Origin of the sequence: Streptomyces sp. NBC_00287 (assembly GCF_036173105.1) — a bacterium.
GTDB lineage: Bacteria > Actinomycetota > Actinomycetes > Streptomycetales > Streptomycetaceae > Streptomyces.
This window is the reverse complement of record NZ_CP108053.1, coordinates 8,100,913-8,124,834: the sequence shown is the minus strand read 5'-3', so window position 1 is coordinate 8,124,834 and position 23,922 is coordinate 8,100,913. Positions and strand designations below refer to the sequence as shown.

23 protein-coding genes are annotated in these 23,922 nt (G+C 71.1%); 17 read left to right on the top strand and 6 right to left on the bottom strand.

Translation table 11 applies throughout. From position 1 onward, the window contains the following. Positions 1 to 6: 6 nt before the first annotated feature. Positions 7 to 1,209 carry a glycosyltransferase family 4 protein gene (locus OHT76_RS36825; RefSeq protein ID WP_328875199.1) on the bottom strand — a complete coding sequence of 401 codons (1,203 nt, stop codon included), beginning with the start codon at positions 1,207 to 1,209 and terminating at the stop codon, positions 7 to 9. Positions 1,210 to 1,494: 285 nt separating this feature from the next. On the opposite strand from OHT76_RS36825, the gene OHT76_RS36820 reads away from it, so the two are divergent. Further along, positions 1,495 to 2,838 (top strand): sugar transferase, encoded by a 1,344-nt coding sequence (locus OHT76_RS36820; protein WP_328875198.1) that lies wholly within the window; start codon positions 1,495 to 1,497, stop codon positions 2,836 to 2,838. A gap of 18 nt (positions 2,839 to 2,856) precedes the next feature. Beyond that, the gene (locus tag OHT76_RS36815; RefSeq protein WP_328875197.1) at positions 2,857 to 4,062 is read left to right on the top strand and encodes a carboxylate--amine ligase; all 1,206 of its coding nucleotides are present in this window, start codon (positions 2,857 to 2,859) and stop codon (positions 4,060 to 4,062) included. Here OHT76_RS36815 and OHT76_RS36810 read toward each other — a convergent pair. Continuing rightward, on the bottom strand, positions 4,034 to 5,254 hold the full coding sequence (locus OHT76_RS36810; protein WP_328875196.1) for an NAD(P)-binding domain-containing protein: 1,221 nt from the start codon (positions 5,252 to 5,254) through the stop codon (positions 4,034 to 4,036). The genes OHT76_RS36815 and OHT76_RS36810 overlap by 29 nt on opposite strands. A 141-nt stretch (positions 5,255 to 5,395) precedes the next feature. On the opposite strand from OHT76_RS36810, the gene OHT76_RS36805 reads away from it, so the two are divergent. Then, positions 5,396 to 6,097 carry a TetR/AcrR family transcriptional regulator gene (locus OHT76_RS36805; protein ID WP_328875195.1) on the top strand — a complete coding sequence of 234 codons (702 nt, stop codon included), beginning with the start codon at positions 5,396 to 5,398 and terminating at the stop codon, positions 6,095 to 6,097. Here OHT76_RS36805 and OHT76_RS36800 read toward each other — a convergent pair. The 4 genes from OHT76_RS36800 to OHT76_RS36785 form a co-directional block, all read right to left on the bottom strand. Beyond that, positions 6,087 to 6,893 (bottom strand): DUF427 domain-containing protein, encoded by an 807-nt coding sequence (locus tag OHT76_RS36800; protein WP_328875194.1) that lies wholly within the window; start codon positions 6,891 to 6,893, stop codon positions 6,087 to 6,089. The genes OHT76_RS36805 and OHT76_RS36800 overlap by 11 nt on opposite strands. 48 nt (positions 6,894 to 6,941) lie before the next feature. Then, on the bottom strand, positions 6,942 to 7,928 hold the full coding sequence (locus OHT76_RS36795; protein ID WP_328875193.1) for an aldo/keto reductase: 987 nt from the start codon (positions 7,926 to 7,928) through the stop codon (positions 6,942 to 6,944). A gap of 65 nt (positions 7,929 to 7,993) precedes the next feature. Then, entirely contained in the window at positions 7,994 to 8,668 is a 675-nt protein-coding gene (locus tag OHT76_RS36790) for an NUDIX domain-containing protein (protein ID WP_328875192.1), read from the bottom strand. Positions 8,669 to 8,710: 42 nt separating this feature from the next. Beyond that, a complete protein-coding gene (locus OHT76_RS36785) occupies positions 8,711 to 9,358 on the bottom strand; it encodes a phosphoribosyltransferase (protein WP_328875191.1) in 648 nt (215 codons plus the stop codon). 230 nt (positions 9,359 to 9,588) lie between these two features. On the opposite strand from OHT76_RS36785, the gene OHT76_RS36780 reads away from it, so the two are divergent. The 14 genes from OHT76_RS36780 to OHT76_RS36715 all read left to right on the top strand — a co-directional run bounded on the left by OHT76_RS36780 (position 9,589) and on the right by OHT76_RS36715 (position 23,904). Further along, entirely contained in the window at positions 9,589 to 10,539 is a 951-nt protein-coding gene (locus OHT76_RS36780; RefSeq protein WP_328875190.1) for an AfsR/SARP family transcriptional regulator, read from the top strand. 246 nt (positions 10,540 to 10,785) lie between these two features. Then, positions 10,786 to 11,328, top strand: a complete 543-nt coding sequence (locus OHT76_RS36775) for a Pvc16 family protein (protein ID WP_328875189.1) — start codon at positions 10,786 to 10,788, stop codon at positions 11,326 to 11,328. Next, on the top strand, positions 11,325 to 11,915 hold the full coding sequence (locus OHT76_RS36770; protein ID WP_328875188.1) for a hypothetical protein: 591 nt from the start codon (positions 11,325 to 11,327) through the stop codon (positions 11,913 to 11,915). Before OHT76_RS36775 ends, OHT76_RS36770 begins: the two co-directional genes overlap by 4 nt. A 21-nt stretch (positions 11,916 to 11,936) precedes the next feature. Beyond that, positions 11,937 to 14,567, top strand: a complete 2,631-nt coding sequence (locus tag OHT76_RS36765) for a phage tail sheath family protein (RefSeq protein ID WP_328875187.1) — start codon at positions 11,937 to 11,939, stop codon at positions 14,565 to 14,567. 10 nt (positions 14,568 to 14,577) lie between these two features. Then, positions 14,578 to 15,015, top strand: a complete 438-nt coding sequence (locus OHT76_RS36760) for a phage tail protein (protein WP_315882318.1) — start codon at positions 14,578 to 14,580, stop codon at positions 15,013 to 15,015. 4 nt (positions 15,016 to 15,019) lie between these two features. Continuing rightward, positions 15,020 to 15,481, top strand: a complete 462-nt coding sequence (locus tag OHT76_RS36755) for a phage tail protein (protein WP_328875186.1) — start codon at positions 15,020 to 15,022, stop codon at positions 15,479 to 15,481. A gap of 1 nt (position 15,482) precedes the next feature. Next, the gene (locus tag OHT76_RS36750; RefSeq protein ID WP_328875185.1) at positions 15,483 to 15,647 is read left to right on the top strand and encodes a hypothetical protein; all 165 of its coding nucleotides are present in this window, start codon (positions 15,483 to 15,485) and stop codon (positions 15,645 to 15,647) included. After that, a complete protein-coding gene (locus tag OHT76_RS36745) occupies positions 15,644 to 16,318 on the top strand; it encodes a CIS tube protein (RefSeq protein ID WP_328875184.1) in 675 nt (224 codons plus the stop codon). The genes OHT76_RS36750 and OHT76_RS36745 overlap by 4 nt, the downstream gene beginning before the upstream one ends. Beyond that, on the top strand, positions 16,315 to 18,033 hold the full coding sequence (locus tag OHT76_RS36740; protein WP_328875183.1) for a phage baseplate assembly protein V: 1,719 nt from the start codon (positions 16,315 to 16,317) through the stop codon (positions 18,031 to 18,033). The genes OHT76_RS36745 and OHT76_RS36740 overlap by 4 nt, the downstream gene beginning before the upstream one ends. 17 nt (positions 18,034 to 18,050) lie before the next feature. Continuing rightward, entirely contained in the window at positions 18,051 to 18,329 is a 279-nt protein-coding gene (locus OHT76_RS36735) for a PAAR domain-containing protein (protein WP_328875182.1), read from the top strand. Further along, the gene (locus OHT76_RS36730; RefSeq protein ID WP_328875181.1) at positions 18,326 to 18,751 is read left to right on the top strand and encodes a GPW/gp25 family protein; all 426 of its coding nucleotides are present in this window, start codon (positions 18,326 to 18,328) and stop codon (positions 18,749 to 18,751) included. The genes OHT76_RS36735 and OHT76_RS36730 overlap by 4 nt, the downstream gene beginning before the upstream one ends. Continuing rightward, complete coding sequence (locus OHT76_RS36725; RefSeq protein ID WP_328875180.1) at positions 18,748 to 21,444, top strand: baseplate J/gp47 family protein; 2,697 nt, start codon at positions 18,748 to 18,750, stop codon at positions 21,442 to 21,444. Before OHT76_RS36730 ends, OHT76_RS36725 begins: the two co-directional genes overlap by 4 nt. Then, on the top strand, positions 21,441 to 23,072 hold the full coding sequence (locus OHT76_RS36720; RefSeq protein WP_328875179.1) for a hypothetical protein: 1,632 nt from the start codon (positions 21,441 to 21,443) through the stop codon (positions 23,070 to 23,072). The genes OHT76_RS36725 and OHT76_RS36720 overlap by 4 nt, the downstream gene beginning before the upstream one ends. After that, on the top strand, positions 23,065 to 23,904 hold the full coding sequence (locus OHT76_RS36715; RefSeq protein WP_328875178.1) for a hypothetical protein: 840 nt from the start codon (positions 23,065 to 23,067) through the stop codon (positions 23,902 to 23,904). Before OHT76_RS36720 ends, OHT76_RS36715 begins: the two co-directional genes overlap by 8 nt. Positions 23,905 to 23,922 lie beyond the last annotated feature (18 nt).

Below are 23,922 nucleotides of genomic sequence, written 5' to 3'. Positions count from 1 at the left end.
CGGCTCTCAGCCGCCGACTCTCCGTCCGGTCCTCGGTACACGGTGAGCGGCAGGGGCTCTCGGCGAGCGGCCTTTGCTCATGTCCCAGGTGCCGCAGGCAGCTTCGTACACCGTGTACATGTGCTCGACGACTTGGTCCACGCTGTGGTGTCGGCGCACATGGGTGCGGGCCTGCCGGCCCAGCGCCGCACAGGTCGCGCGGTCCGACAGCAGGGAGGCCACCGCGTCACAGAGGGCCCGCGGATCGTCCGGCGGCACCACTGAGCGCGAGGCGTGGCCCGGCGGAAGCGCTTCGCGTGCGCCCGCCACGTCGGTCACCACCACCGGACGGCTCGCCGCCATGGCCTCCAGCGGTGCGAGTGCCATCCCTTCCCAGCGCGAAGGAAGCACCACGAGATCCGCCGCGAGATACCAGTCCCGGGGGTCCTCCACCGCTCCCGCGAAGACCACCGCCGCGGATGCCCGCTCCTCCAGCATCTCCCGGTCCGGCCCGTCACCGACCAGGGCGAGTCGCACGTCGGGGATACGGTCGACGACTCCGCCCCAGCTCCCGAGCAGCACGTCCTGACCCTTCTGTCGGCACAGTCGCCCGACGCACACCGCGAGCGGTGCCGAGAGGGCCACGCCCAGGCGACGTCTGGCCGCCGCGCGTGTCGAGCCGCCCGGGTCATCGAAGTGATCGAGGTCCACCCCGTTGGGAATCACCACATACGGAGCCCGGACTCCGGCGGCCTCGCCCTGCGCGCGTTCCCCCTCGCTGACGCACACCAGCCGGTGCGTCCACCGAGCCCCGGTCCTTTCCCACCGAACGGTGGCCAGGCGCAAGAGCCCTGTCACGGCATCGAAGGCCCACGCGTGGGGCTGAAACACCGTGGGCAGACGCCCACGAAGAGCCATCCGCCCGGCCAGACCCGCCTTGGAACTGTGCAGATGGACGACGTCCGGGCGGGCCGAGTCCACGACGCCCCGCAGCGCGTCCACCTCGCGGAGCAGCCAAGGACCCGGGGCTCGGCGGGCCTCCCACGCCAGGACCTCGGCACCGGCCCCCGCGGCTCGCGCGGCCAGCCGGCTCCCCGGCAGGCACGCGACGACGACTCGGTCGCCCCTGGCACACTGCCCGCCGACCAGACCGGCGACCACGGTGGCGACACCCCCGTCGCTCGACTGCGCGATGTGCAGGATGCTCCGGCTGCTCGGCATCGTCGACATGTCAACGGCCTCCCCGGACACGGACGCCTGGTTTACGTCGTATACATACACTCTCCGCGCCACAGCTCCGTCGCGTCAAGCCCAGCACTTGACCTCGACCAGCACCTGGGGAGAATATGTATATTTACAACGTAAATATACATAGGGGGGAACCGTAGTTCCGAGGGGCGCTACCCGATGAGCACGCTCTGGACAGCCCGAAGGGACACGCCGCGGCGAGTGAAGCGAGCGGTCCCCGACACACCACACCGGACCGGCGGCTGTCATGTGCCGACGATCCCGTTCATGGCCACGGACCTGACCGCCGCACTCGCGGCTTCCGTCACCGTCCTGCTCCTCTTCGACCGGTGGTTCGTCCTCGCCGCGCTGCCTGCCGCATGGGTCCTCGGCCTCGCCCTGCATGGGGCTTACCAGCAGCACTGCTTGCGTGAAGGGACACAGGAGTTCCGCCGGGTGCTGCGTGCCGCGGGACTGATCGCCGTGGGGGCGAGCGCGGCCTGGTGGTTCGTGCCCGAGGCCGGCCCGCTGCATGACACGCTCTTCGCGCTGCCCCTCACCGTGGCGGCCACGCTCCTGCTGCGCCAGGCCCGGCGACTGCGGATGCGCGCGGCCTGGCACCACGGACGGAACCTCGAGCGGGCGGTGGTGGTCGGACCCGCCTCCTCGGCCGCCGACCTGATCTCCCTGCTGCACCGGAACAGCGACTGCGGACTCAAGATCGTCGGCGTCTGCCTGACCGATCCCGCCCACGCCGGCCGTGTCGTGCCCGACGGGGTGCCTTCGTACGGCGGCGTGGACGACACGGCCGCGGCGGTACGGCAGAGCGGCTGCGACGCGGTGATCGCCCTGCCGAGCCCCGGGCTGGAGGCCGATGAGCTCCGGAGGCTCTCCTGGCAGCTCCAAGCAGCCGGAGCAGAGCTCTTGCTCGCACCGGTACTGGCCGATGTGGCGGCCGCCCGGGTGGCAGTGACGCCGTTCGCGGGGCTCCCGCTGATGGAGCTTCACGCGCCGACCCTCTCCCGGTTCCCCCGCATCCCCAAGGAACTCACGGACCGGGCGTTCGCCGCTGCCGGCCTCGTCCTCCTCGCCCCGCTGATGCTGGCCGTCGCCGCCCTGATACGGCTCGACAGCCCCGGCTCCGCCCTGTTCAGGCACTGCCGGATCGGGCTGCGCGGCCAGGAGTTCACCGTGCTGAAATTCCGGACCATGTACCAGGACGCCGAGCGCCGCAGGGCCGAATTCTCCGCACTCAACCAGTACGGCGACGGCGCACTGTTCAAGATCGTCGATGATCCCCGGATCACCCGGGTGGGAGCGTTCCTCCGTCATTGGTCGCTGGATGAACTCCCCCAGCTTCTGAACGTGGTGACGGGCCGGATGTCCCTCGTCGGCCCACGGCCGCTGACCCCGGACGAGACGTTCGCACTGCCCGAGGACATCAGACGGCTCCGCCTGCTGGTGAAGCCCGGACTGAGCGGACTGTGGCAAGTGAGCGGACGCTCCGAGCTTCCGCTGGAGGAACGGGTGCGCCTCGACCTGAGCTATGTGGAGAACTGGTCGACCGCGCTGGACCTGCGCATCCTGGCACGCACCCCGGGCGCGGTAATCCGCGGGACCGGGGCGTACTGACGAAGGGCCGGGGCCGCCATGAACCACGATGTGCCTGCGCTGCTCGTGAAAGTGGGCCCCTCCCCGCAGAACCACGGCTGCCTCGGCGCGCTGCGAAGCCTGGGCAGGGCGGGCGTGCCCGTGTACGCCATGGTCGAGGACCGGTTCACCCCGTGCGCCGTGTCCCGCCATCTCGCCGACCGGTTCGTCGTACCGACGACGGGTCTGGAGGAGCCCCGGACACTCGTCTCCGCGCTGCTGCGCCTCGGCCGTACGATCGGCCGCAGGACCGTCGCCGTGCCGACCGACGACGAATCCGCCGTACTGCTGGCGGAGCACGCGGAAGCCCTCGCCGAATGGTTTGTGCTGCCGCCGGTGCCCTCCGCGCTGCCCCGCGCACTGGCGAGCAAGGAGGGCCTGCGCCGCGTCTGCACCGAGCACCACGTGCCCACGCCACGGGCCCACGCGCCCGCCGATCGCACACAACTCCTCGCCTACGCCCGCGACTTGGGCTATCCGTTGGTGCTGAAGAACCTGGAGGCCTACACCCGGGTGCGCTCGCCCGTCGTGACACACACGACCGTCGTGCACAACGAGGATGAACTGCTCGCCCTCATCGGGCCACGCGAAACTCCCTCGGTCCTGATGCAGGAGTACATCCCGCCCGCCGATGCCGAGGACTGGATCACCCACCTCTACTGCGGAGCGCGAGGCGCACCCCGGGCCGTTTTCACGGGGTACAAGGTCCGGTCCTGGCCCGTGCGCAGCGGAGCGACCACGAGGGCGTGGGCGCGGCCCAACCCGGGGCTCGCCCGACTCGCCGCGGAACTGTGCCGACGGATCGGGTACAGCGGCGTGGCCGATCTCGACTGGCGATTCGACCGGCGGGACGGCCTCTACAAGCTGGTCGACTTCAACCCCCGTATCGGGGCACAGTTCCGGCTCTTCGAGTCCGGGCAGGGCGTCGATGTGGTCCGGGCGATGTACCTGGACCTGACGGGGCAGCAGATTCCCCGCGCGGAGCAGACCTACGGCCGGATGTTCGTCGTCGGTCAGCTGGATCTTCTGTCGGCCACCATCGACGCCTGGCAGGAACGGCGCGTCCCGCCCGCGGTACTGCCCCGCCGCGGCACCGAACGAGCATGGCTGAGCTGGGATGACCCTTGGCCGGCGGTTGCCGAATCGGTCCGCTTCGGAGGCACGGTCGGGCGGCGTCTCACCAAGCCACTGCGTCCGCACGGCTGATACGCCGGGCGGCGAATCCGGATCCGGAGACGAACCGCAGGAGCGGTCCGAACGTGGGAGCCGCGGCCAGCCCGGTGAAGAAGAGACCCGGAACCGAGGACTCGAAATCGGCCGAGAGCCGAGGGGCACCGGCGTTCTTGACGACCTCGCGGCGCAGTTCGGCGCTCAGCAGCTCCAGACGGTCGACATCCACACGGTAACCGGTGCCGGCGATGACATGGTCGGCCTCCAGCGTCTGCCGGTCTCCGTCCGGGCCTTCCAGCTCAAGCAGTACGCCCCCGGCGAGGTCGGGCTTCGCCGAGCCGATGCGGACGCCGCACCGCACCGGCACGCGCCCCTCGACCCGGTCCCGGAGCCACCACGCACCGTATGGTCCGAGAATGGTCCGCAGCAGCCGGGCGCGAACCCGGTCGGGCAGATGCCGATAGACGGCGGGCCCGCTGCTGCACGCCACGAGCGGCCATCCATCACCCAGCAGGGAATTGGGGTACATCAGCCGCACCCGTACCGAACGTTCCACAGGGCGCTCGGTTTGCGGTGGAGGACCGAAGACCAGCGAGCCGGCACGAGCGAGGACCGTGGGCTGCGCACCCGACTCGTGCAGCAGAGCGGCGCTCTCCAGCGCCGATTGTCCCGCCCCCACTACGGCCACACGCTGTCCGGCGAACCCCGACAGGTCCACGTGCTCCGCCGTATGGGAGACAAGACCGTCGTCCACCATATGGGCCAGCACGGGCGGCACATTGGCGAATCGCACAATTCCCACGCCAAGGACCACGGCTCGGCTTTCGAACCCCTCACCAGAATCCAGGGTGATCCAAAAACCTCTGCCACGCCCCGTTTCCACTCGGCGGACTGTCACCTGTTCGAGTTCGGGTGCCCAGTGCTGCTGAAACCAGAGTCCGTACCGCACGAACTCGGAAATGTGTACCGGATCCCGCTCGTCACCGGAAGCCCTACCTTCTGAGACACGGTAATCCGCAAGTCTCCAGCCGGGTATCGGGGCGGAAATGAATGACGAGAATGGAGAGGATTTCAGATACATGCCCTTCGGCATATGGGAGAGCCAGCCTTCCATCGGCTCGCCAAAAATCCTGAACGGAATTCCTTGCGCCTTCAAATGGGCGGCCACAGCGAGGCCGTACGGCCCTGCACCGATGACCGTGATGGGCGCTCCCTTTTCCGAGTTCACGATCAGCCCCTAACGATTAAATATAATACCAATCTAAGGCCGTAAATGAAGGCGTGCAAGCGCTGACGGCGCCCGGAATACTCTGTACGCTTCCTCCGTACGTGCACGCCGTTTGCCTGACAGAGACCCGAGGTCGCGAACATGGCGAGTGACAAGAAGCCTGCGCCCGGCAGACGTGCTGGAGACCGGGGCCGCTACGGCCGACTGAGCCGGGAGCGGGTGCTGGCCAGCGCCCTTGAGCTGGTGGACCGGGAGGGCCTGTCGGCGCTGAGCATGCGGCGGCTCGGCGGAGAGCTCGGCGTGGAGGCGATGGCGCTGTACCGGTACGCGTCCAGCAAGGACGCCCTGCTGGACGGCCTGGTCGAGGCCCTCTATCTGGAGCTGGAGGAGCGCCTGGCCGCCGGGCCCGAGACGACCGAGTGGCGGGCGCGCCTGCACCGGATCGCCCGGGCCATGTATGACGTCTGCCTCGCCCATCCGCAGGCGGTGCCGCTGCTGTCCACGCGCATGCTCGCGGTGCCCTTGGCCCGCCGCCCGCTGGCCGTACTGAAGGATCACGAGCGGGTGCTGGCGCTGCTGAGGGAGGCCGGGTTCGACGAGGAGCGCGCCACGGCCGTGTTCCGTGCCTACACCGCCTGGCTGCTCGGCTATGTGTCGGTGGAGCTGCGGCAGATGGTGGACAACCCGGACGAGCCCGATCCCGCGTTCCGGCTGGGGCTGCACCGGATGCCGCCCCAGGAGCTGCCCCGGCTGCGCGAGGCGGCCCCGGCACTGGCCGAGCGGGGCGGTCCGGAGGGCCTCGCGGCCGGTCTGGACGCCCTGCTCGACCGGTTCACTTCGTGAGCGACTTGCTGAAGAGCGTGACCGGACGTTCCAGGCGTTCGCCGTCCACGACGAGGTCGACGGCCTCGTTGAAGAACGCCAGATATCCCTCGATGGCGCCGACCGCGGGCAGTGGCTCCGGGTAGCTCCAGACGATGTTCCGCGGGACGTCGGCCCTGCCCGCGAAGGTCCAGTAGCGGGCTGTGCCCTTGTACGGGCAGGACGTTCGGTGCTCGGTCGGCTCGAACAGGTCCAGGCGGACGTCCTCGACGGGGACGTAGTAGCGCGTCGGCAGTCCGGTCTCGAAGACCAGCACCGGGCGGCGAGTGTCCGCGACCACGGTGCCGTCGATCTCCACCTGGACATGCCGGCTGCTGCGCACCGCGTCCACGCGTTTGTGCGGGTCGCGCGGGTGGACGAAGATCTCCTCTTCCTCCTCGTACCAGTGGTCCAGGCCGTCGTCCCGGCGCAGGAACCACTCGAAGGCGATGTGTCCGGCCAGATCGGCGGCGGGGAACGTCCACGCGGCGTTCGCCATGCGCGCTCCGTCGACTTCGAGGTCGTAGAAGATCGTCGAGCCGGTGTGGGTGCCCGTCGGGGGTTTCTCCGCCGGGCGCAGGAGGTCGGTGCGGACCTCCTCGCGCGGGAAGGCGTAGCGCGGGACGGGGATCCCCTCGGGCTCCCAGACGAGGACGGGGTGTCGGCTGTCGACGACGGTGACCTCGCCCTTCACCCCGCGCACCCAGCGCTCGCAGGGCTCCCACAGCAGGCCTTCGGGGGTGGTACGGACGGACCGCTCAGTGGGGAACAGAGGCATGATCCACTCTCCTTCGGCTCCATCTCGGAGCCTACTGCGGCCCCGTTCTCAGTGAGCGGCATCCAGCCTGGCCCGCTGCTCCCCCGTCAGCTCCAGCTCCACCGCCGCCAGGTTCTCCTCCAGCTGCGCCACCGAGGACGCCCCGGCCAGCGGGATCACCGGCAGCTCCGCGCCGATCTGCCAGGCCAGCACCACCTGGTTGACGGTCGCATCGGCCTCCCGGGCGACCTCCCGCAGCACCTTCAGGCGGGCCGGGGTGCCCGGGTGGTCGTAGTCCGGTGGCAGCGGCTTGTCCTGCCGGGTGTAGGCGCCGGCGAGCAGCGGCGAGTAGGCGACCAGGGTGAGATCGGGCTCGGCGCGCAGATAGCCGAGGAGTTCGGCGCCGGCGTGGCCGAGGCTGCCGTCGGGGAAGAGGTCGCTCGGCATGTCGAAGCGCGGGCGCAGATGGCTGTGCTGGTACTGGAGCACCTGGTAGCCGGGCAGTCCGGCGGCAGCCGCCAGCGCGCGGGCCCGTTCCACCCGCCACACGGCGTGGTTGCTGACGCCCAGCAGGCCGACGGTGCCCTCGGCGACCAGCGCGCCGAATCCCTCGACGGTCTCGGCGAGCGGCACCCGCTGGTCCTCGATGTGGGCGTAGAGGAGATCGATCTTCTCCACCCCGAGCCGTTCCCGGCTGCGCTCGGCGGCTTCCCGGATCACCTTCGCCGACAGGCCCTCCGGGTTGTCGACGTAGCCGGTGCCGGGGGCCAGGGGGCGGGCGCCGAGCTTGGTGGCGATGACGATCTCGTCGCCGACGCCCCGGCTGCGCCGCCACCGGCCGAGCAGTTCCTCGCTCTGGCCGCCCTGGCCGCCGTCCTCCCAGAAGGCGTAGTTGTCGGACGTGTCGATGAAGTTCCCGCCGGCCTCGACATAGCGGTCGAGTACGGCGAAGGACGTCTCCTCGTCGGTGCGTGAGCCGAACAGCATCGCGCCGAGCGCGAGAACGCTGACCTCGCGGCGGTGCTGTGGGTCGGTGCCGATCGTGCGGTACTTCATGCGGAAATCCCTCCCGTTGGGTGCGTGAGGGGGAGTCTTCAGCTTGAAGCGCACTTCAAGTCAAGCTACTTGGCGAACGGGCCCTCCAGCGCCGCCCACTGGAGCAGCATGATGGTCTTGGCGTCGGCGATCTCGCCGGTCCGGATCATCTCCAGCGCCCGGCGGAAGGGCAGTTCGAGGATCTCGATGTCCTCGCCCTCCTCGTCCAGACCACCGCCCTCATGGGTTCGGGTGGACGGCCCGTACTCCGCCGCGTAGAAGCTCACCCGCTCGGTGACCGAACCCGGGCTCATATAGACGTCGAACACATGCTGTACGGCCCCGATGGTGTGGCCGGTCTCCTCCACCACCTCGCGGCGCACGGCGATCTCGGGGTGCTCGTCGTCCTCGTCGAGGAGCCCGCCCGGGGTCTCCACGAGCATCCCGTCGGGGTGGCCGTTGACATACACCGGGAAGCGGAACTGGCGGGTGAGCAGCACGGTTTGGCGTTCGGCGTCGTACAGCAGCATCGTGGCGCCGTTGCCGCGGTCGTGGGTCTCGCGCTCCTGGGTGCTCCAGGTGCCGTCGGCATGCCGGAAGTCGAAGGTCGTGGTCCGCTCGATGTACCAGTGGCTGGAGAGCAGCTTCACGTCCCGCACCTTCACGCGCGGGTTGCCGGTCAGGTCCAGGCCGGTCCGGTCGAGTCCGGTACGGCCGCGGCGGTCGGGGGTGTCGATTCCGGGCACAAGAGATGGAGTCATGCTCCGCTTCTACCATCACGCGTCGATGTCCAGCGTCTGCCCTCACGCGTCGGTGTGCAGCGCGGCCAGCACATCGGCGTCCGTCAGCTGCTGGAAATCGTCGTACCAGAGCCCGACGGCCATGAAGTCGACCGGCCGGTGCAGACAGACCACCTCGTCGGCCTCCCGGCTCATCAGCTCCACGCCCTCGGGCGAGCCGACCGGCACCGCCAGCAGTACCCGCTCCGGCGAGCGGCCCCGGATCCAGCGCAGCGCGGCCCGGGCGGTCGCTCCCGTCGCCAGTCCGTCGTCGACCACGATCACGGTACGTCCGCGCAGGTCGAGGGCGGGACGGCCGTGCCGGTAGAGCTCCTCGCGGCGATGGAGTTCCGCGCGCTCCCGGGCCACGACCGGTGCCAGCGTGGTCGGGGTGAGGCCGAGCCGGCCCAGGGCCCAGTCGTCGAAGACCGGAGGGTCGTCGCCGCAGATCGCGCCGACGCCGAACTCCTCCTGGAAGGGCGCGCCGATCTTACGTGCGACCAGCACATCGAGCGGGGCGTCCAGCGCGCGGGCTACCTCCTGGGCGACGGTCACACCGCCGCGGGGGAGAGCGAGGACGACAGGATCCTCGAAGGCCCGCTTCTCGTGTCGGCTCCGCAGCTCCTGGGCCAGCTCCCGTCCGGCATGCCCACGATCACGGAACAGCGTCATGGTCGTCACCCCATTCCCGTGCCGCGGGGTCCGCGTACCCAGGGGCACGGGATCGATACACGCCGGGGGCTCAGCTGGAAGAAGAGCCCTTCCTGACGCACTCATGACACCTACGCGGAGGGCGCCGCCTCAGGTTGTCGCGCCCTGTCACGTTTCCACCAATTAGGTCCCCCCACGCACGAATTCGGAGTAACTTGCGGTTGCGCCCACCGGCCAGGGGGAGGCCATGGATGACGCCTGAAGGACCAGCGACGCCCAAGCACACCGGCCCGCCTCAGGGGGCGCTCCTGGTGCCCTCTGCCCAGCTCTCCCCACCGCCCACGCTGAGCCTCAAGCTGCTCGGACCGCCCAGCGTGTCCTTCGAGGGCGAGCCTGTCCGACTCTCGCCGGGCGCCACCACCCTCTGCGCCTACCTCGCGCTCGCACCGCCGGAGGGCCGGCCACGTTCCGTCGCCGCCGCCCACCTCTTCGAGGACTGCTCCGAGCGCCTGGCCCGTCGACGTCTCAACACCGCACTGTGGCGCCTCAGGTGCGAAGTCCGGTCCGGCACGGGCCTGGAGATCGTGGCCTGCGACAGTTGGCGCACGGTGGCTCTGAGTCCCGATGTCGGCGTCGCCACGGACGCGGCCAGGTTCCAGGGCCTGGTCGAGTCGGTCCTCCGCGTGCCACCGGCCGACCTGGACGAGGCGGACGTCGCCCGACTGCACAGCGCCGTGCTGCTGCGCAGGGGCCGGCTCGTCGAGACCTGCGACGACCACTGGGTCATGACCGCCCGATGCCGGATCGACACCCTCTACCTCGCCGCACTCGACCACTTGATCCAGCACTACGGCGCACGCCGTGACGTCCCGGCGATCACCACGTACGGCGAACGCGCCCTGGAACTGGAGCCGCTCCGCGAGGACTTGCACCGGCATCTGATCCGCGCGTACGGCACCGCCGGTCGACTGGATCTGGCGGAGCGGCAGTTCGAACGGTGCCGTGCCGTCCTGCTCGAAGAACTGGGCGTCGATCCCATGCCCGAGACGGTCGCCACCTACGCGCGGCTGCACACCGGAGGCAGCAGCCGATCGCGGGCCGTGGCCGCGCTGATCACCGAGTTCGAACGAGCCCGGCGGGACGTCGGGCGCCTGGCCACCGCCATGGACCGAGCACTCGACCAGCTCCGCGGCATGTCCTGAGTGATGGCGTTCGTATGCCCGGCCTTCGCCCAGTCGACCGGTCCGTCTCCCCCGTACGAAGGAGACACCCGGCACGAGGACCTTTCGTCGCCCTGATCACGCAGGGTGTCCATGAATCATGAGGAATCCGCTGGTTGTCAGCGGACCCTCCGCACCGAACGCCACGGTGACGGGCCCGTGATTCACCCGTGGTTCTCCCGTGAGTGCCCAACACCACGCTGAATCCACGCGAGAAAGGGGGTGCTCGTGATCACCGAGGTCAGCGAGGCCCTGTGCGACGTCATCCACCAGGCAACTCCCGAGCACGGTCTCTGGATGGTCCTGCACTCCCTCTCCCAGGCCGACAAGTCACCGCTGCCCGACGCGAAGGGGGTCCTCGCGCTCATCGCCCTGGAGGAGCACGAGCACCTGCGCAATCTCCCCCTCACCGAAGGTGCGGCCGGGCTGGTCCGCGCACCGCTGGCCCTGAAACTGCACTACGTGGCCACCTTCATGGGCGACCACGACGAGACACAGCGCCGGCTGGCCCGTATCGTCCAGGCCTTCCACACCACGCCGATCCTGCGCCGGCACATGCTCAAGCTCCCGCTGGCCGACGAGGTCGAGACCCTCACGATCCGGCTGGTCGGCCCCACCCACGACCAGCGCAACCAGATCTGGGGCGCGCTCGGCCGACCCGGTCGGCTCGCCCTCTTCTACGAAGTGGACGTCGCGCCCGTCCCGGTGCTCCAGCAGGACGGAGCGGGCCGGGTGGTCGAGCACCGCGTCGACTATGTGAGGGCGCCGTGAGCATCGCGACGAGCACCACCCTCCTACGGCACCACGTACGCCTGGTGCACGCCTCCACGGGCGCATCGGTCGGCCCGCTCACCGCCCGGCTCACCGCAGCACGGCACGGATGGGCCGTCCGGACGGTGCCCGACGGCGTCGTCGTCACCGCGCGCACGGACGTCGCCGCCCCGTCCACTCCCCCGCACCTCGCCATCACCGTCACGGACGGTGCCCTGGCCCGGCTGCTCGTGTTCGCTCCGGAGCCGGACTGGCCGCCGTACACCCTGCTGGTCGAGCTGAACGCAACCGAGATCGAGCAGCCGCTGCACCCCGTCCCGATGACCCTGAGCGTGACGCTCGTGACGCCGACCACGGGCGCTCTCCGCACGGGGCGCACGGTCACCGCCCGGGCCACGAAGGGCCCGAGCCCGAAGCCCGAGATCGCGTTGCCCGAAGTGGCGCCCGGCGTCTACGCCTCGGCCCCGACCGAGTGGACGGCCGCCTTCACCCCGGCGGAACTCCTGGTCGACGGAAGCCTGCTGCGCACCGTCTCCGTGAACGGGTTGTCCGTGGCGACCCGGATCCGACTGGTCGACACGACATGAACCATCAGCTGAGGAGGACGCGTGACGTATCTATCGCCCGGCGTGTACATCGAGGAGGTTCCGTCCGGGCCGCAGCCGATCGCCGCCGCGCCGACCAGTGTGGTGGCGATCCTCGGCACGACGCGTAAGGGGCCGCCGCTCAAGCCGACCCGCGTCACCGGCTGGGGGGACTACGTCCGGACGTTCGGTGCTCCCTCCTCGCGCGGTTTCACCGGGGAGTCCGTCTTCGGCTACTTCGAGAACGGCGGGCCGGCGGCCTGGGTGATCCGGGTGGATCCCTCGACCGCGGCGTCCTGGCAGGTCTTCGACGCGTCCGCGAGGAAGAGCTTCGCCGTCACCGCCGGTTCGCCGGGGGCCTGGGCGACGTCGTTGGGCATCGGCGTCCGGCCCGACACCGGGGGAGCTTCCGGGGCCTTCTACCGGGCGGAAACGGTCACCGCGGTCACGGTGGCGGCAGGCACCCCCGCCACCCTGCAGGTGCCGTCCACGACCGGTCTACGGCCCGGTGACGCCCTCGTGCTCGTGCCGATCCCCGACTCGGGAAGCGTGGCCCCACCGGTGACCGCGACCGTCGACTCGGTGACGTCCAGCACTGTCGTGGTGACCGCGAGCGGCGCGGCAACGATGGCTCCCGGTTCGATCGTCGCGGGTGCGCTGGCGAACAACAGCACCACGCTGTTCCTGCCGTCGGGCAAGGGATTCCACAAGGGAGACGTGGTCGTGACGACGGCGCCGAACGGCGCACGTACCGGCGCGCAGGTGACGGATGTCGTCGCCGCCCGGACTTCGGTAACGCTCACCCTGGCCGCCGCACCGGGCGCCGTTTTCGGGGCCGCGTTCGTGCTCCGCCGGGCCGACTTCCCGGCTCGCGCGATGTTCACCAACACACCGTCGGGCACACCGCCCACGACCAACGTGCCCATGTCGGCCCTGAGCTTCGAGCGTCCCCTGACCGCACCCGCCGCCTCCGACCTGTCGGCCACCGCGCCGCAGAGCGCCGCCGCCCGGATCACGATGGCCGACGGGCGCACCGGCGAGTGGACGGGCGGCAACCGCTTCGAGATCGCGGGCACCACACCACCACCGAGCGGGCCCGTCACGGTGAACGCGCCCGTGTCCGCGGTGCTCCTGGCCGATACGGGGTTGAGCATCACGAAGCTCGCCCAGGCCGACGTCTCCGCCTCCTACGGCTTCCTGCCCAAGGGTGCGAAGGTCACGTACAAGGGCGGCACCGGCGTGCCCTCGATCGAAGCCACCCGCACGGACTCCGGCTTCGACCTGGTACCAACGCCCAACGACGCGCACACCTACACCGAGGCCTCCTTCACCCTGCAGGCAAACGCGAACACCGGCATCGCCGTCCGCTGTGCCGTCAAGCCACGGGTCGGGGACCGCCTCGCGATCCACACGGCCTTCGCACCGATCACCGGTGTCGACGCCGCGGGCGGCGACATCTACGTGCTGAGCTTCGCCACCGGAACGGCGGTCGGGGACACGGGCCAGACCCGGTTCGGGCTGTTCGCGGTGGAGAGCGCTTCGGTTGCGGCCGAGCGGTTCGCGCTCTCCGTCACGGTGGACGGCACCGCCGCCGAGACCTTCCGCGGACTGTCCCTCAGCCCCGAGCACCCCTCGTACTTCGCCAAGGACGGCGTGGTGAACGGAGTTTCGGGGCTCGTCACCGTCGCTCCCCGGGACAGCGCGGCCCCCGCCGTGTCACAGGCTTCCGCACCGTTCTATGCCGCCGCGGACAACATCGGCGCGGACAAGCCCGCGACCAACGACGACTTCCGCGAGGGCCTGGTGCGGCTGGAGGAGGTGGACGAGCCCGCGATGGTGATCTGCCCGGACCTGGTCACCGTGGAAGACTCACAGCTGCAGGCCGACCTCGTGGGTCAGGTCGTCACCCACTGCGAGAACTTCCGCCGGTTCGCCGTGATCGACACCCCGGACCTGACCGGCGGTCCGGGCACGGACGTCGACGCGGATCTCGTCAAGTGGCGTGACACCACCCTGTCGTCCACCTACGCGGCCGCCTACGCACCGCACCTGAGGATCGTCACCATCGATCCCGACTCGCCGGACAGGTTCACCACCGTGCCGCCGTCGGGCTTCGTGGCCGGTGTCATCGCGCGGACCGACCGGCTGCGCGGTGTCCACAAGGCTCCGGGCAACGAGATCGTCACCGGCGCCATCGGGCTGACCCAGACCTACACCCAGCGCCGGCAGGACCTGCTCAACCCGGCCGGCGTCAACCTCATCCGCGCCTTCCCCGGACGCGGCACCCGGCTGTGGGGCGCCCGCAACGCCACGGACGACACCGCCTGGCGCTACATCAATGTCCGCCGGCTGTTCAACATGATCGAGACCTCGGTCGACCGGGCCCTGCAGTGGGTCGTCTTCGAACCGAACACCGCCCAGACCTGGATCCGGATCAAGGTCTCGGTGGAGAACTTCCTCGACCAGCAGTGGCGGGCCGGAGCTCTCGCCGGGACCAAACCCGAGCAGGCCTACCGGGTACGGGTCGGACTCGGCGAAACCATGACCGAGGCCGACATCGATCTGGGGCTCGTGATCACCGAGGTCGCGATCGCCCCCGCCAAACCCGCCGAGTTCGTCGTCGTCCGCTTCAGCCACAAGCGGCTGTCCGAGTAGGAGTTGACGCATGTATCCCATGACCACCCTGCACTTCGCGGTGAGCTGGGGGGACACACAGCAGACCTCCAGCTTCTCCGAGGTCAGCGGTCTGACGATGGAAGCCGAGGTCATCGAGTACCGCGGGGGCGCCGACCCGCAGTTCTCCACGCGCAAACAGCCGGGGCTGCGCAAGTTCTCGAACGTCACGATGAAGCGGGGCATCGCCCCGACGGAGGCCGGGAACGGTCTTTTCGAGTGGTACAACTCGATCACGATCGGCTCGGTGGACCGCCGTGATGTCACGGTCAGTCTCCTCAACGAGGAGCGGGACCCGGTGATGACCTGGAAGATCAGGGAGGCCTGGCCGGTCAAGCTCGAAGGCCCGGGCCTGAAGTCCACGGGCACCGACGTCGCCATCGAGTCGGTCGAGTTCGCCTGCGAAGGCATCCTGATCGAGACCCGGTGACCTGATGCTGCCGCTGGCCTCGCCCCTCGTCAGGCCGTTCACCACGGCCCATTTCGTCCTGGCCATCGACGGCCTGGCGTCGGTGAGCTTCGCCAAGTGCACCGGCCTGGCCGGGGAGGTCGGCGTGGAGGAGTACCAGGAGGGCGGTGAGAACCGGTTCGCCCACCGTTTTCCCAGCCGGGCCTCGTTCCCGAACCTGGTGCTCAGTCAGGGCGCGGGGCCAGTAGGGGAGTTGTGGGACTGGTTCGCCGAGTTCCACGTCAGCGGGCTGGTCGCGCCGCGGGACGGCAGCGTCGTCCTGATGAGCTCCGTCGAAGGGGCGATCGCCCCGGTCCGGGTGTGGGCGTTCACAAGGGGCTGGCCCGCCAAGCTGACCGGACCCGACCTGGACGCGCAGTCGTCCGCGGCGGCCATCGACGTCATCGAGATCGCCCACCACGGGCTCTCCCTCAAGAAGGTGCTCTGACATGGCCGTCGTGATCGGACAGATCGTCACCGAGACCGTGCTCGCCCCCGCATCGGCCGAGGTGCCGCCGCCCGGCGAGCCCCGGGGCGATGCGGACATGGACGTGATCGTGCGCCGGGCCGCCGAGCGTGTGCTGGAGATCCTCCGCCGGGAGTGGGACCTGTGAATCTGACCGCGACCCAACTCGCCAAGCTGACCATCGACGCCTACGCGGACATCAAGTTCCAGCAGCCCACCGGAATCCGCTGGCAGGCCCTGCTCAACCCCACCGAGCTGTCCTTCTCCCGCAAGAACCTGTACCAGGCCACACAGTCCGCGGGGACTTCCGCCCCGCAGCAGTCGTTCAGCGGCGGCGAGCCCGACCAGGTCCAGATCGACCTGCTGCTGGACGGCACCGGAGTGGTCGGCGAGCCCGGGAGCATCGGCCCCCTGCTCGACGCCCTGCTGGAACTGACCCGGTTCCAGGGCGACACCCACCAGCCGTACTACGTGCACGCCCACTGGGGGCGATTCTCGTTCCGCGGGATCCTCACCCAGGCCGATGTCACGTACAAGCTGTTCGACCGGGCGGGCGAACCGCTGCGGGCTACCGTCAAACTGTCGCTGAAGGAGGCACTGTCGGTCGAGGAGACGGCCGCGCAGGACCGCCCGACCTCCCCCGACCTGCGCCAGACCTGGCTGGTCGAGGACGGCGAGACCCTCGATGCCATCGCCGCCCGGGTGTACGGGGACCCGGCCTACTGGCGTCCGCTGGCCTCGGCGAACCGTCTGGCCAACCCGCGCGGTCTGCGCACGGGTCAGCTGCTCGTCCTCCCGCCGCTGGCGGCCGGACGATGAGCCCGGCGGAGCGGGACCGGCCCGCCTTCGAGGTGCGCGTGGCCGGTACGGCGCTGCAGCCTCTGGTGACCGCGGACATCGTCGAACTGGACATCTCCGAGGAGGTGAACCGGCACGGCCGGCTGAGCCTGATCGTCCAGAACTGGGACGCGGACCGACGCGGCGTGCGGCACAGCGACGACGGCCCGTTCGAACCCGGGGCGGCGATCGCGGTCTCGCTCGGCTACCACTCCCGGCTCACCACCGTGTTCGACGGCGTCATCGCATCCCTGACCACGCACTTCCCGCGCGGCGGCCGCCCCGTGCTGCGCGTCGAGGGGCGCAGCAGGTCGATCCTGCTGGAACACCCGCCCCGCTCCCGCCAGTTGGCCGAGGTCTCCGACGCGGATGTCGCCTCGGCCATCGCCGCCGACTACGCGCTCACCACGGACGCCGCCGACGGCGTCCACCGTCCCTTCGTGGTCAGCGACCGGATCGGCGACTGGGAGTTGCTCAAGCGCCGCGCGGCCGAGCTGGGCTGGGTCACCTACGTCCGCGGCGGCACGCTCGTCCTGCGCCCGCCCGCGCCGAAACAGCAGCCGATCGCGCTGGACTACACCCGCGACCTCGTCGAGCTGCATCTGACCCAGGACCTGACGCGCGCCATCGGTTCGGCCGTCGGCGTGGCCTGGGACGTGGCCTCGCTGGAGGCCGCCGAGTCCGAGCAGAGCGCCACCGCGGCGGGCATCGACGTCGGTGAGCGCACCGCGCACGACACCGCCGCGGCCGACTCCGGCTGGCCGGCGCGGGACGAGCGATGCGCCTCCCCGGCCGTCGCCGGCTCGGACGAGGCCGACGCCCGCGCCGTCGCCGTACAGCGAAGGGCCGCGCTGGCGCACTGCTTCGGCTCCGGTGTCGTACACGGCGATCCGGCGCTGCGGTGCGACGGCTGGGTGTCGATCGCCGGTGTCGGCACCCGGATGTCCGGACCGCACTACGTCACCGCCGCCCGGCACCGCTTCACCGCCGGCGGCTATCTGACGGAGTTCCAAGTGGGGTCGCCACCCGCCCTGGTCCCGCCGTCGAGGACCGGCGAGCGCGGACTCGTACTGGGTGTCGTGGAGGCGCTCGACGACCCGGAGTCGCTGAACCGGGTGCGGGTCCGGCTGCCCTGGCGGGCGGACGGCGGAGACGGTGTCTGGGCCCGTACGGCCAACCTCGACGCCGGCGACGGATACGGCGCCGTCGTGGTCCCGAACGTCGGACAGGAGGTCCTCGTCGGGTTCGTCGACGGTGACCCGGCCACACCCGTCGTCCTCGGGTCCCTCTACAACGGCACGCAGCGACCGCCGGTCGTGGTGGACGCCGACACCAACGCCGTCCGAGCCCTGACGACCCCGGAGGGCCATGCCCTGCGCCTGGAGGACGGCGCATCGGCGGCGGCAAAGCTGCTGTCCGGCAAGGGCCACAGCCTCGTACTCGACGACACGGACTCCGCGGTCGTCCTCACCCACGCCGAGTCGGGCAACGCCGTCCGGTTGTCCGGGGACGGCATCGAACTGGTCGCGAAGCAGGGCGACATCAAGCTGTCGTCGGCGGCCGGGAGCATCACGCTCGACTCGCTCAGGCTCCGGGCGAAGGCCTCGGGACCGTCCACCATCGAGACCTCCGCGACCTTCGGCCTCAAGGCGTCGGGGTCGCTCGCGCTCAACGGCTCACTCGTCACCATCAACTAGCAACTGGGGAGATCGCCATGCCTGCGGCCGCTCGGGTCGGAGACACCACGGTGCACGGGGGCACGGTCGTCGGACCGGGGGTCGCCGGTGTGCTGATCGGCGGAATGCCCGCAGCGGTGCTGGGGGACATGCACGTCTGCGTGATCCCCTCGCCCCCGCCGCACCCTCCGTCGACGCCGTTCCTCGCAGGTTCGGCCACGGTACTGATCCAGGGCCGGCCCGCGCTGCGCGCAGGCGACTCCTGTGCCTGCGGGGCATCGGTGGCCGTCGGCCACCCCACGGTGGTGATCGGATGAGCGGCGACTACCCCCATGTGGGCCGAGGTTGGGCCTTCCCGCCGACGTGGGCCCGCCCGAAGTCCGACCCGGTGAACGGGCCGGTGTCCCTGGTGACGGAGGAGGGCAAGGACCACCTGGCCGACGCCCTTGTCGTCCTGCTCCACACCATGCCGGGCAGCAGGGTCATGCGGCCGGACTTCGGCGCCGGTGTGGACCGGTACGTCTTCGAGCCCCGCACCCCCGACGCCTGCCACCGGCTCGCGGACGACGTGCGCCGGGCACTCCTGCTCGGCGAACCCCGGGTCATCGTCGACTCCGTGCAAGCGGTGCCGTCCGAGGAGGCCGACGACCGGGTCGACGTGATCGTCTCCTACCGCATCGACCGCCATCGCCGCCCGAACAACCTCGTCGTCCCGTTCTACCTGGCAGGTGCGCGATGACCCGGCCCCCGGAAGACATCGTCTCGGCACTGGCGGCCGCGGCCCGGCTCGCCCCGTTCGACGACAACACCGTCTGGTACGACGTGCTGTTCACACGCGCGGACGACGAGGACACGGACGTCCTCGCGCGGCCCGAACAGCCGGACCAGGCCCTGCTCTCCGTGCTGGCCCGCGAGTACGCCGCACTCGACCGGCACGCCGCCACCCTGTCGGCCCGCACCCACGTGGCCTGGCTGGAGCAACTCCTCGGCATCCCCCGGCTGCCGGCCCTGCCCGACCGGGTGATCGCCCACGTCACCGTCGAGCCCGGACTCGCGCCGGCCGTCGTCCCGCGCGGCACCCTGCTGCGCGGTGGCAAGGACGCCTTCGGCAACGAACGGCACTACGCCACCCTCGACAGTCTCACCGCCCACGGCGCGCCCCTGGTCGCCGTCCGCACACTGCACCCCGGCGGGACCGAGCCCGGACGGCCGGGCATCGCGAACGAGGCGCCGGAGTTTCCGCTCACCCCCTTCACCGGGCCTGACGCCGTCCACACGCTGCGCGTGTACTCCCCGGCACTGGCCTTCGAGAGCGGCGACCTCATCGCCGAACTGACCTTCGGCGACGGCATCGGTGTGCATCTGCTGGCCCCTGCCGTGTGGCGGTGCTCCACGGCGGACGGCGGGGTCGGTCCGACCACGACGGGGACGGTCTCCGGCGCAACCATCACGGTCACGCTGTCGGACGGATGCGGGGCTCCCGAGGGGCAGACCCCGTGGCTCGAGTGCGTCGTCCCGGCCACGGTGCCCGTGCCGGAGGAGCTGGCGTTCGCCACGGTGGAGGTCGCGGTGGCCGGGCGGACGCCGTTCGTGCCGCAGGCCGCCTTCCACAACGACGGCGCTGTGGACGTCACCAAGGAGTTCCAGCCGTTCGGCGCCGTGGCCAAGCGCGGTGACGCCTTCTATCTGCGCTCGGACGAAGCGTTCTCGAAGGCACTGCGGCAGCTGACCGTCACGGTCTCCCTGATGCAGGCGGCCGGTGGGATCCTCTCGGCCTCGGCCGGCGGCAGCGGTATCCCGGCGGTCACGGCGGACTTCCTCAGGGACCGGCTCTCGACCGTTCAGGCGGAGGTGGGCGCGGCCCACACCAAGCACTTCGGCGTCATCTTCGACTTCCTCGCGGACCGGGGCGACCCCACGGTGGTGTGGCAGCGCCGTGTGGAGGGGCAGTGGCGGCAGATCGGCGACGCCGGCGACCGGTTCGGTACGGTCAGCGCCGACGTGTCCGGCGCCCTCGGGTCCGAGCGGTTCGCCGTCGCGGGACAGCCGGGGCACTATGTGCGGGCCTTCCTGTCCGAGGGCGACTTCGGGTGGACGGCCTACCAGGAGGCCATCGCCGCGTTCGCCACCAGGGCGGTGGCCGGTACGACGCCGAAGCCCACGATGCCGACGCCCCCCGTGCCGCCGGTCGCCTCCGGCGTGACGATCTCCTACACGACCATGCCGGTCGCGGCCACCCGGGTGGAGTCCCGCAGCGGGTGGCGGCACACGGTCCAGCAGGACGGCGGGGTGTTCCGGCCGTTCCGCCGCGCGGTCTCGGACACGGGCGCCACCGGCATGGTGGCGATCGGTCTCGACCTGCCCGCGTCGGCCGCGGGGTCCAGTGTCTCGCTGTACTTCGACGTCGACTCGGCCGCGCCCTGCGGCGCCGCCGACCCGGTGGCCGCGCGGTGGGAGTGCTGGGACGGCACGATCTGGCACGACCTCCCCGTCGCGGACGGATCCCGGCAGCTGCGCGAGTCCGGCCTGCTGCGCTTCGTCGTCCCGGCCGGCTCTGCGACGGGCTGCGCCGACCTGGGCGCGGCGACGGGCCGCTGGTTCCGCCTGGTGACGACCGCGCCCGAGCGGCTCGGCACGATCCAGGGCGTGCATGTCGACGCCGTGGTGGCCGAGTTCGTCTCCGCGGCCCCCGATCCGGGCGCCGACCCGAGTACGGCCCACGCACTGCCGCCGGGGACGATCAAGGGCACCCTCTCGCCGCTGCGCGGGGTCAGGAAGGTGACCAACCTGGCCTCGCTGCCCGGCCGGGGCCCGGAGCCCGATCCGGCCTACCGCGCCAGGGCGTCCGCGCGCACTCGTCACCGTGACCGTGCGGTGCTGCCCTGGGACTACGAACAGCAGGTGGCGCAGGCCTTCCCCGAGGTCGCCGCCGTCCGGTGCCTGCCGCACACCGACCGGGACGGCGCCCGGGAAGGCGGGAAGGTCGCTCTGGTCGTCCTGCCGGACCGCCCTTCGGACCCGGCACCGCGCCCCTCGGTGAGCCTCGCCGCGAACATCATGGACGCCGTCGCCCCGGCCCGCCCGCTGGGCGCCGAGGTGGCGGTGCTCTGCCCGAGCTACGCCCCCGTCACCGTCGTCGCGACGATCACCCTGCGCCGCGGCATCGACGCCCTGACCGGCAAGGAGTCGATCACGGCCGCACTGGAGGCGCTGCTCCATCCGGGGAGCACCGTCCCCACGCGATGGGGGCAGTCCCTGTACGCGTCGACGCTGATCGCGTTCCTGGAGCGCCGGCCGGACATCGACGTCGTCACAGCGTTCCAGCTGCGCGACGCCGAGGGGACGCCGGTCGAGGTGGTCGAGGTGGACCGGTGCCGCGGACTGTACTGCTCGTCCGGGGCTCATGTGCTGACGTGTGAGGAGCAACTGTGACCCCGCAGCAGACGACACCGCTCGTGCCGTTCGTCCCCGTCGAGCCGGACGCCGACTGGGAGACCGTCCGGGCACGCGTGATGGACGGACTCGCCCGCGCCGTCCCGGACGCGTGGAGCGACCACAACCCGGTGGATCCGGGCGTCACCCTGGTCGAAGCGGCCGCGTTCGGCCTGGCCGACCTGCACTACCGGGTCGCCGAACGGCACTTCGACGCCTGGCCGTTGGAGGTACGGGGCTGGGAGCCGGACGCCGACCGGTCCTGGCACGCGACGCTCCCCCAGGGCTCGCTGACGGCGCTCGCGGCCGCCCTGGCCTCGTCCGGGCCCACCTCGGCCGCCGTACTCGAACCCAGGATCCGCGCCTGTCGGTCGGCGGTGGACGCCGGCGCCCTGCTGTCGACGAAGCCGTGGAGCAAGGCGTTCGCCGCGAGCCGGCGCCCGGCCGTGATCGCGCTGATGCGGGCCCGGCTGGTCCGCCAAGTGGCGCAGGAGCAGGCCCATATCGTCGCCGAGGCCGTCGCCGCGCAGCGGGGTTCGACCGATCATGTCACCGTCCGGGACGCGCGGGCCGCCGCCGAGCTGACCGGCATGCTGCCGCTGTGGGACGAGGAGATCGTCGCCCTGGTACGCCGGGAGCGGCGCCGACTGACCCAGGAGGCGCTCGTCGCCCGGCTGGCCGAGGTCCGCGCGGCCACGACGGACACCGCCCCCGCGACCCGGGCCGCGCTCACCCGGGACGGTCTCGACCCGGCCGAGGTGAAGATCGCGATGGCCGCCGGCCCCCAGCCGCCCGACCTGGTGCCGGAGGACCTGGAGGACGCCGGGGGCCGCACCCATGTCTGGCCGCCGCACCCGATCCAGACGCTGACCTGCGAACCGGTGACCGCGGAGGACTACGCGCGGCGGGCCCGGGCGCACCGGGGGGTCCGCCGGGCCTGGGCGGTTCGCGGCAGGCTCAAGGGCATCGCCTGGAACGGCCTGCCCACCGGGGCGTCGCCGGCCGTCCCCGTGGACCCGGAGGCGCCGGCGATCACGCTGGTGGTGGAGCCCAAGGACAAGCATCCGACCGACGGCGACGCCTTCCTGCGTGCCGTGCTGCGGACGGCGATCGGCCCGGAAGCGGGTACGCCCTTCCCCGACTGGCGCACGGGCGTGAACGCCATCGGGCCTCGCCGTGTCATCTGCGACGAGGTCGGTGCGGGCCTGCTGGAGGAGCGGAAGATCCTGGTCAAGGGCACGCTCATCACGGGCGTCGGGGTCGACCGGTCCGCGCTGGTCAGGGCCGTGCTGGCGCGGATCTCCGCGTTCTTCGCCGCGGGCCGGCCGGAATCACGGGCGCCCGCATCCGAGCGGACCGTAGAAGGCCCGTGGCCGCGCAGCGACCAGCCGGCCGAGGGCTGGATTCCCGGCGCCCCGATCCGGTTCAGCGAGGTGGTCGAGGCGATCGTGGCCGAGACCGCGGTACAGGGTGTCGCGGACCTGGAGATGAAGATCGAAGACGGGGCCGAGTTCCGCACGGTGGCCCACGGCAGCCTCGATCTTCCCGCCAACGCCGTGCCGAAGCTGGCCGAAGCGGACTGTCTGCGAGTGCGGTTCGCCCTCGTCACGGAGTGCGGAAATGCGTAGCCCCGACTACACCCGGCTCGCCACCCAGCTGCCGGCCGTCTACCAGCAGAACCCGGTGTCCTTCGCCCAGGTGGACGCCTATCTCGGACTGGCCGACGAACTGAACCGGGCGATCGTCGAGCGGCTGGAGGACCTGCTGACCGGCCTCGGCCCGGACGCCGTGCTGCGCTGGCCCGCCGATGTACCGCTGGACGCCGGGGCCGACGCCCTGCTGCGCTCCTACCTCGCGACCTACGACGAGGTGGCGGCCTGGACCGGTTTCGTGTTCCCGGAGAGCTGGCCGAGGACAGAGGCGGGGCTGGCCCGGCGCCGCCAGTTCCTCGCGCGGTCGGCCCGGCTGTGGCGCCGACGGGGCACACCCCGCGGATTCCTCAGTTGGTTCGCCCTGTACTTCGGCCTGGCCGGCGTGGACCGGCTGCCCTACCTGCTGGAGCACTACAAGACGCCGGGCAACGTCGCGACCTTGGCGCCGTACACGGCGACGCTCTTCGTCCCCGCCCCGCGCTTCACCGAATGGGCCCGGCGTCAGGAGGCGGTCGACTTCGTGTACCGCTACGCGCCCGCCCACGTGAGCATGCGGGTCTGCTTCGTGGATCCCGACCGGTTCGCACAACCACCGCTGAGCAACCCGCCGGTGCTGCCCGACTCCCCCACCGAGGCGGAGCTGCAGGCCTACGCCGACGCGGTCGCCACGCACCAGCAGGAACTCAACGCGCTGCTGTGCTCGACGGTGTCGGAGATCGACCACAAGAACGGCATCCACATCCACGCATGCATCGACGAGGGCCGCCCTCACGACCGGCTCGGGGTCGGACGCCTGCCCACGACGTGACGGCCCGCAGGCAGTCAA

Excerpts from the sequence above, each read along its gene's own strand:
- OHT76_RS36805 (WP_328875195.1), top strand. The coding sequence starts at position 5,396 with ATGGCGAGTGACAAGAAGCCTGCGCCCGGCAGACGTGCTGGAGACCGG.
- OHT76_RS36795 (WP_328875193.1), bottom strand. The coding sequence starts at position 7,928 with ATGAAGTACCGCACGATCGGCACCGACCCACAGCACCGCCGCGAGGTC.
- OHT76_RS36785 (WP_328875191.1), bottom strand. The coding sequence starts at position 9,358 with ATGACGCTGTTCCGTGATCGTGGGCATGCCGGACGGGAGCTGGCCCAG.
- OHT76_RS36735 (WP_328875182.1), top strand. The coding sequence starts at position 18,051 with ATGCCTGCGGCCGCTCGGGTCGGAGACACCACGGTGCACGGGGGCACG.
- OHT76_RS36750 (WP_328875185.1), top strand. The coding sequence starts at position 15,483 with ATGGCCGTCGTGATCGGACAGATCGTCACCGAGACCGTGCTCGCCCCC.
- OHT76_RS36800 (WP_328875194.1), bottom strand. The coding sequence starts at position 6,893 with ATGCCTCTGTTCCCCACTGAGCGGTCCGTCCGTACCACCCCCGAAGGC.
- OHT76_RS36740 (WP_328875183.1), top strand. The coding sequence starts at position 16,315 with ATGAGCCCGGCGGAGCGGGACCGGCCCGCCTTCGAGGTGCGCGTGGCC.
- OHT76_RS36760 (WP_315882318.1), top strand. The coding sequence starts at position 14,578 with ATGTATCCCATGACCACCCTGCACTTCGCGGTGAGCTGGGGGGACACA.
- OHT76_RS36730 (WP_328875181.1), top strand. The coding sequence starts at position 18,326 with ATGAGCGGCGACTACCCCCATGTGGGCCGAGGTTGGGCCTTCCCGCCG.
- OHT76_RS36725 (WP_328875180.1), top strand. The coding sequence starts at position 18,748 with ATGACCCGGCCCCCGGAAGACATCGTCTCGGCACTGGCGGCCGCGGCC.
- OHT76_RS36825 (WP_328875199.1), bottom strand. The coding sequence starts at position 1,209 with ATGTCGACGATGCCGAGCAGCCGGAGCATCCTGCACATCGCGCAGTCG.
- OHT76_RS36820 (WP_328875198.1), top strand. The coding sequence starts at position 1,495 with ATGGCCACGGACCTGACCGCCGCACTCGCGGCTTCCGTCACCGTCCTG.
- OHT76_RS36715 (WP_328875178.1), top strand. The coding sequence starts at position 23,065 with ATGCGTAGCCCCGACTACACCCGGCTCGCCACCCAGCTGCCGGCCGTC.
- OHT76_RS36780 (WP_328875190.1), top strand. The coding sequence starts at position 9,589 with ATGACGCCTGAAGGACCAGCGACGCCCAAGCACACCGGCCCGCCTCAG.
- OHT76_RS36815 (WP_328875197.1), top strand. The coding sequence starts at position 2,857 with ATGAACCACGATGTGCCTGCGCTGCTCGTGAAAGTGGGCCCCTCCCCG.
- OHT76_RS36755 (WP_328875186.1), top strand. The coding sequence starts at position 15,020 with ATGCTGCCGCTGGCCTCGCCCCTCGTCAGGCCGTTCACCACGGCCCAT.
- OHT76_RS36790 (WP_328875192.1), bottom strand. The coding sequence starts at position 8,668 with ATGACTCCATCTCTTGTGCCCGGAATCGACACCCCCGACCGCCGCGGC.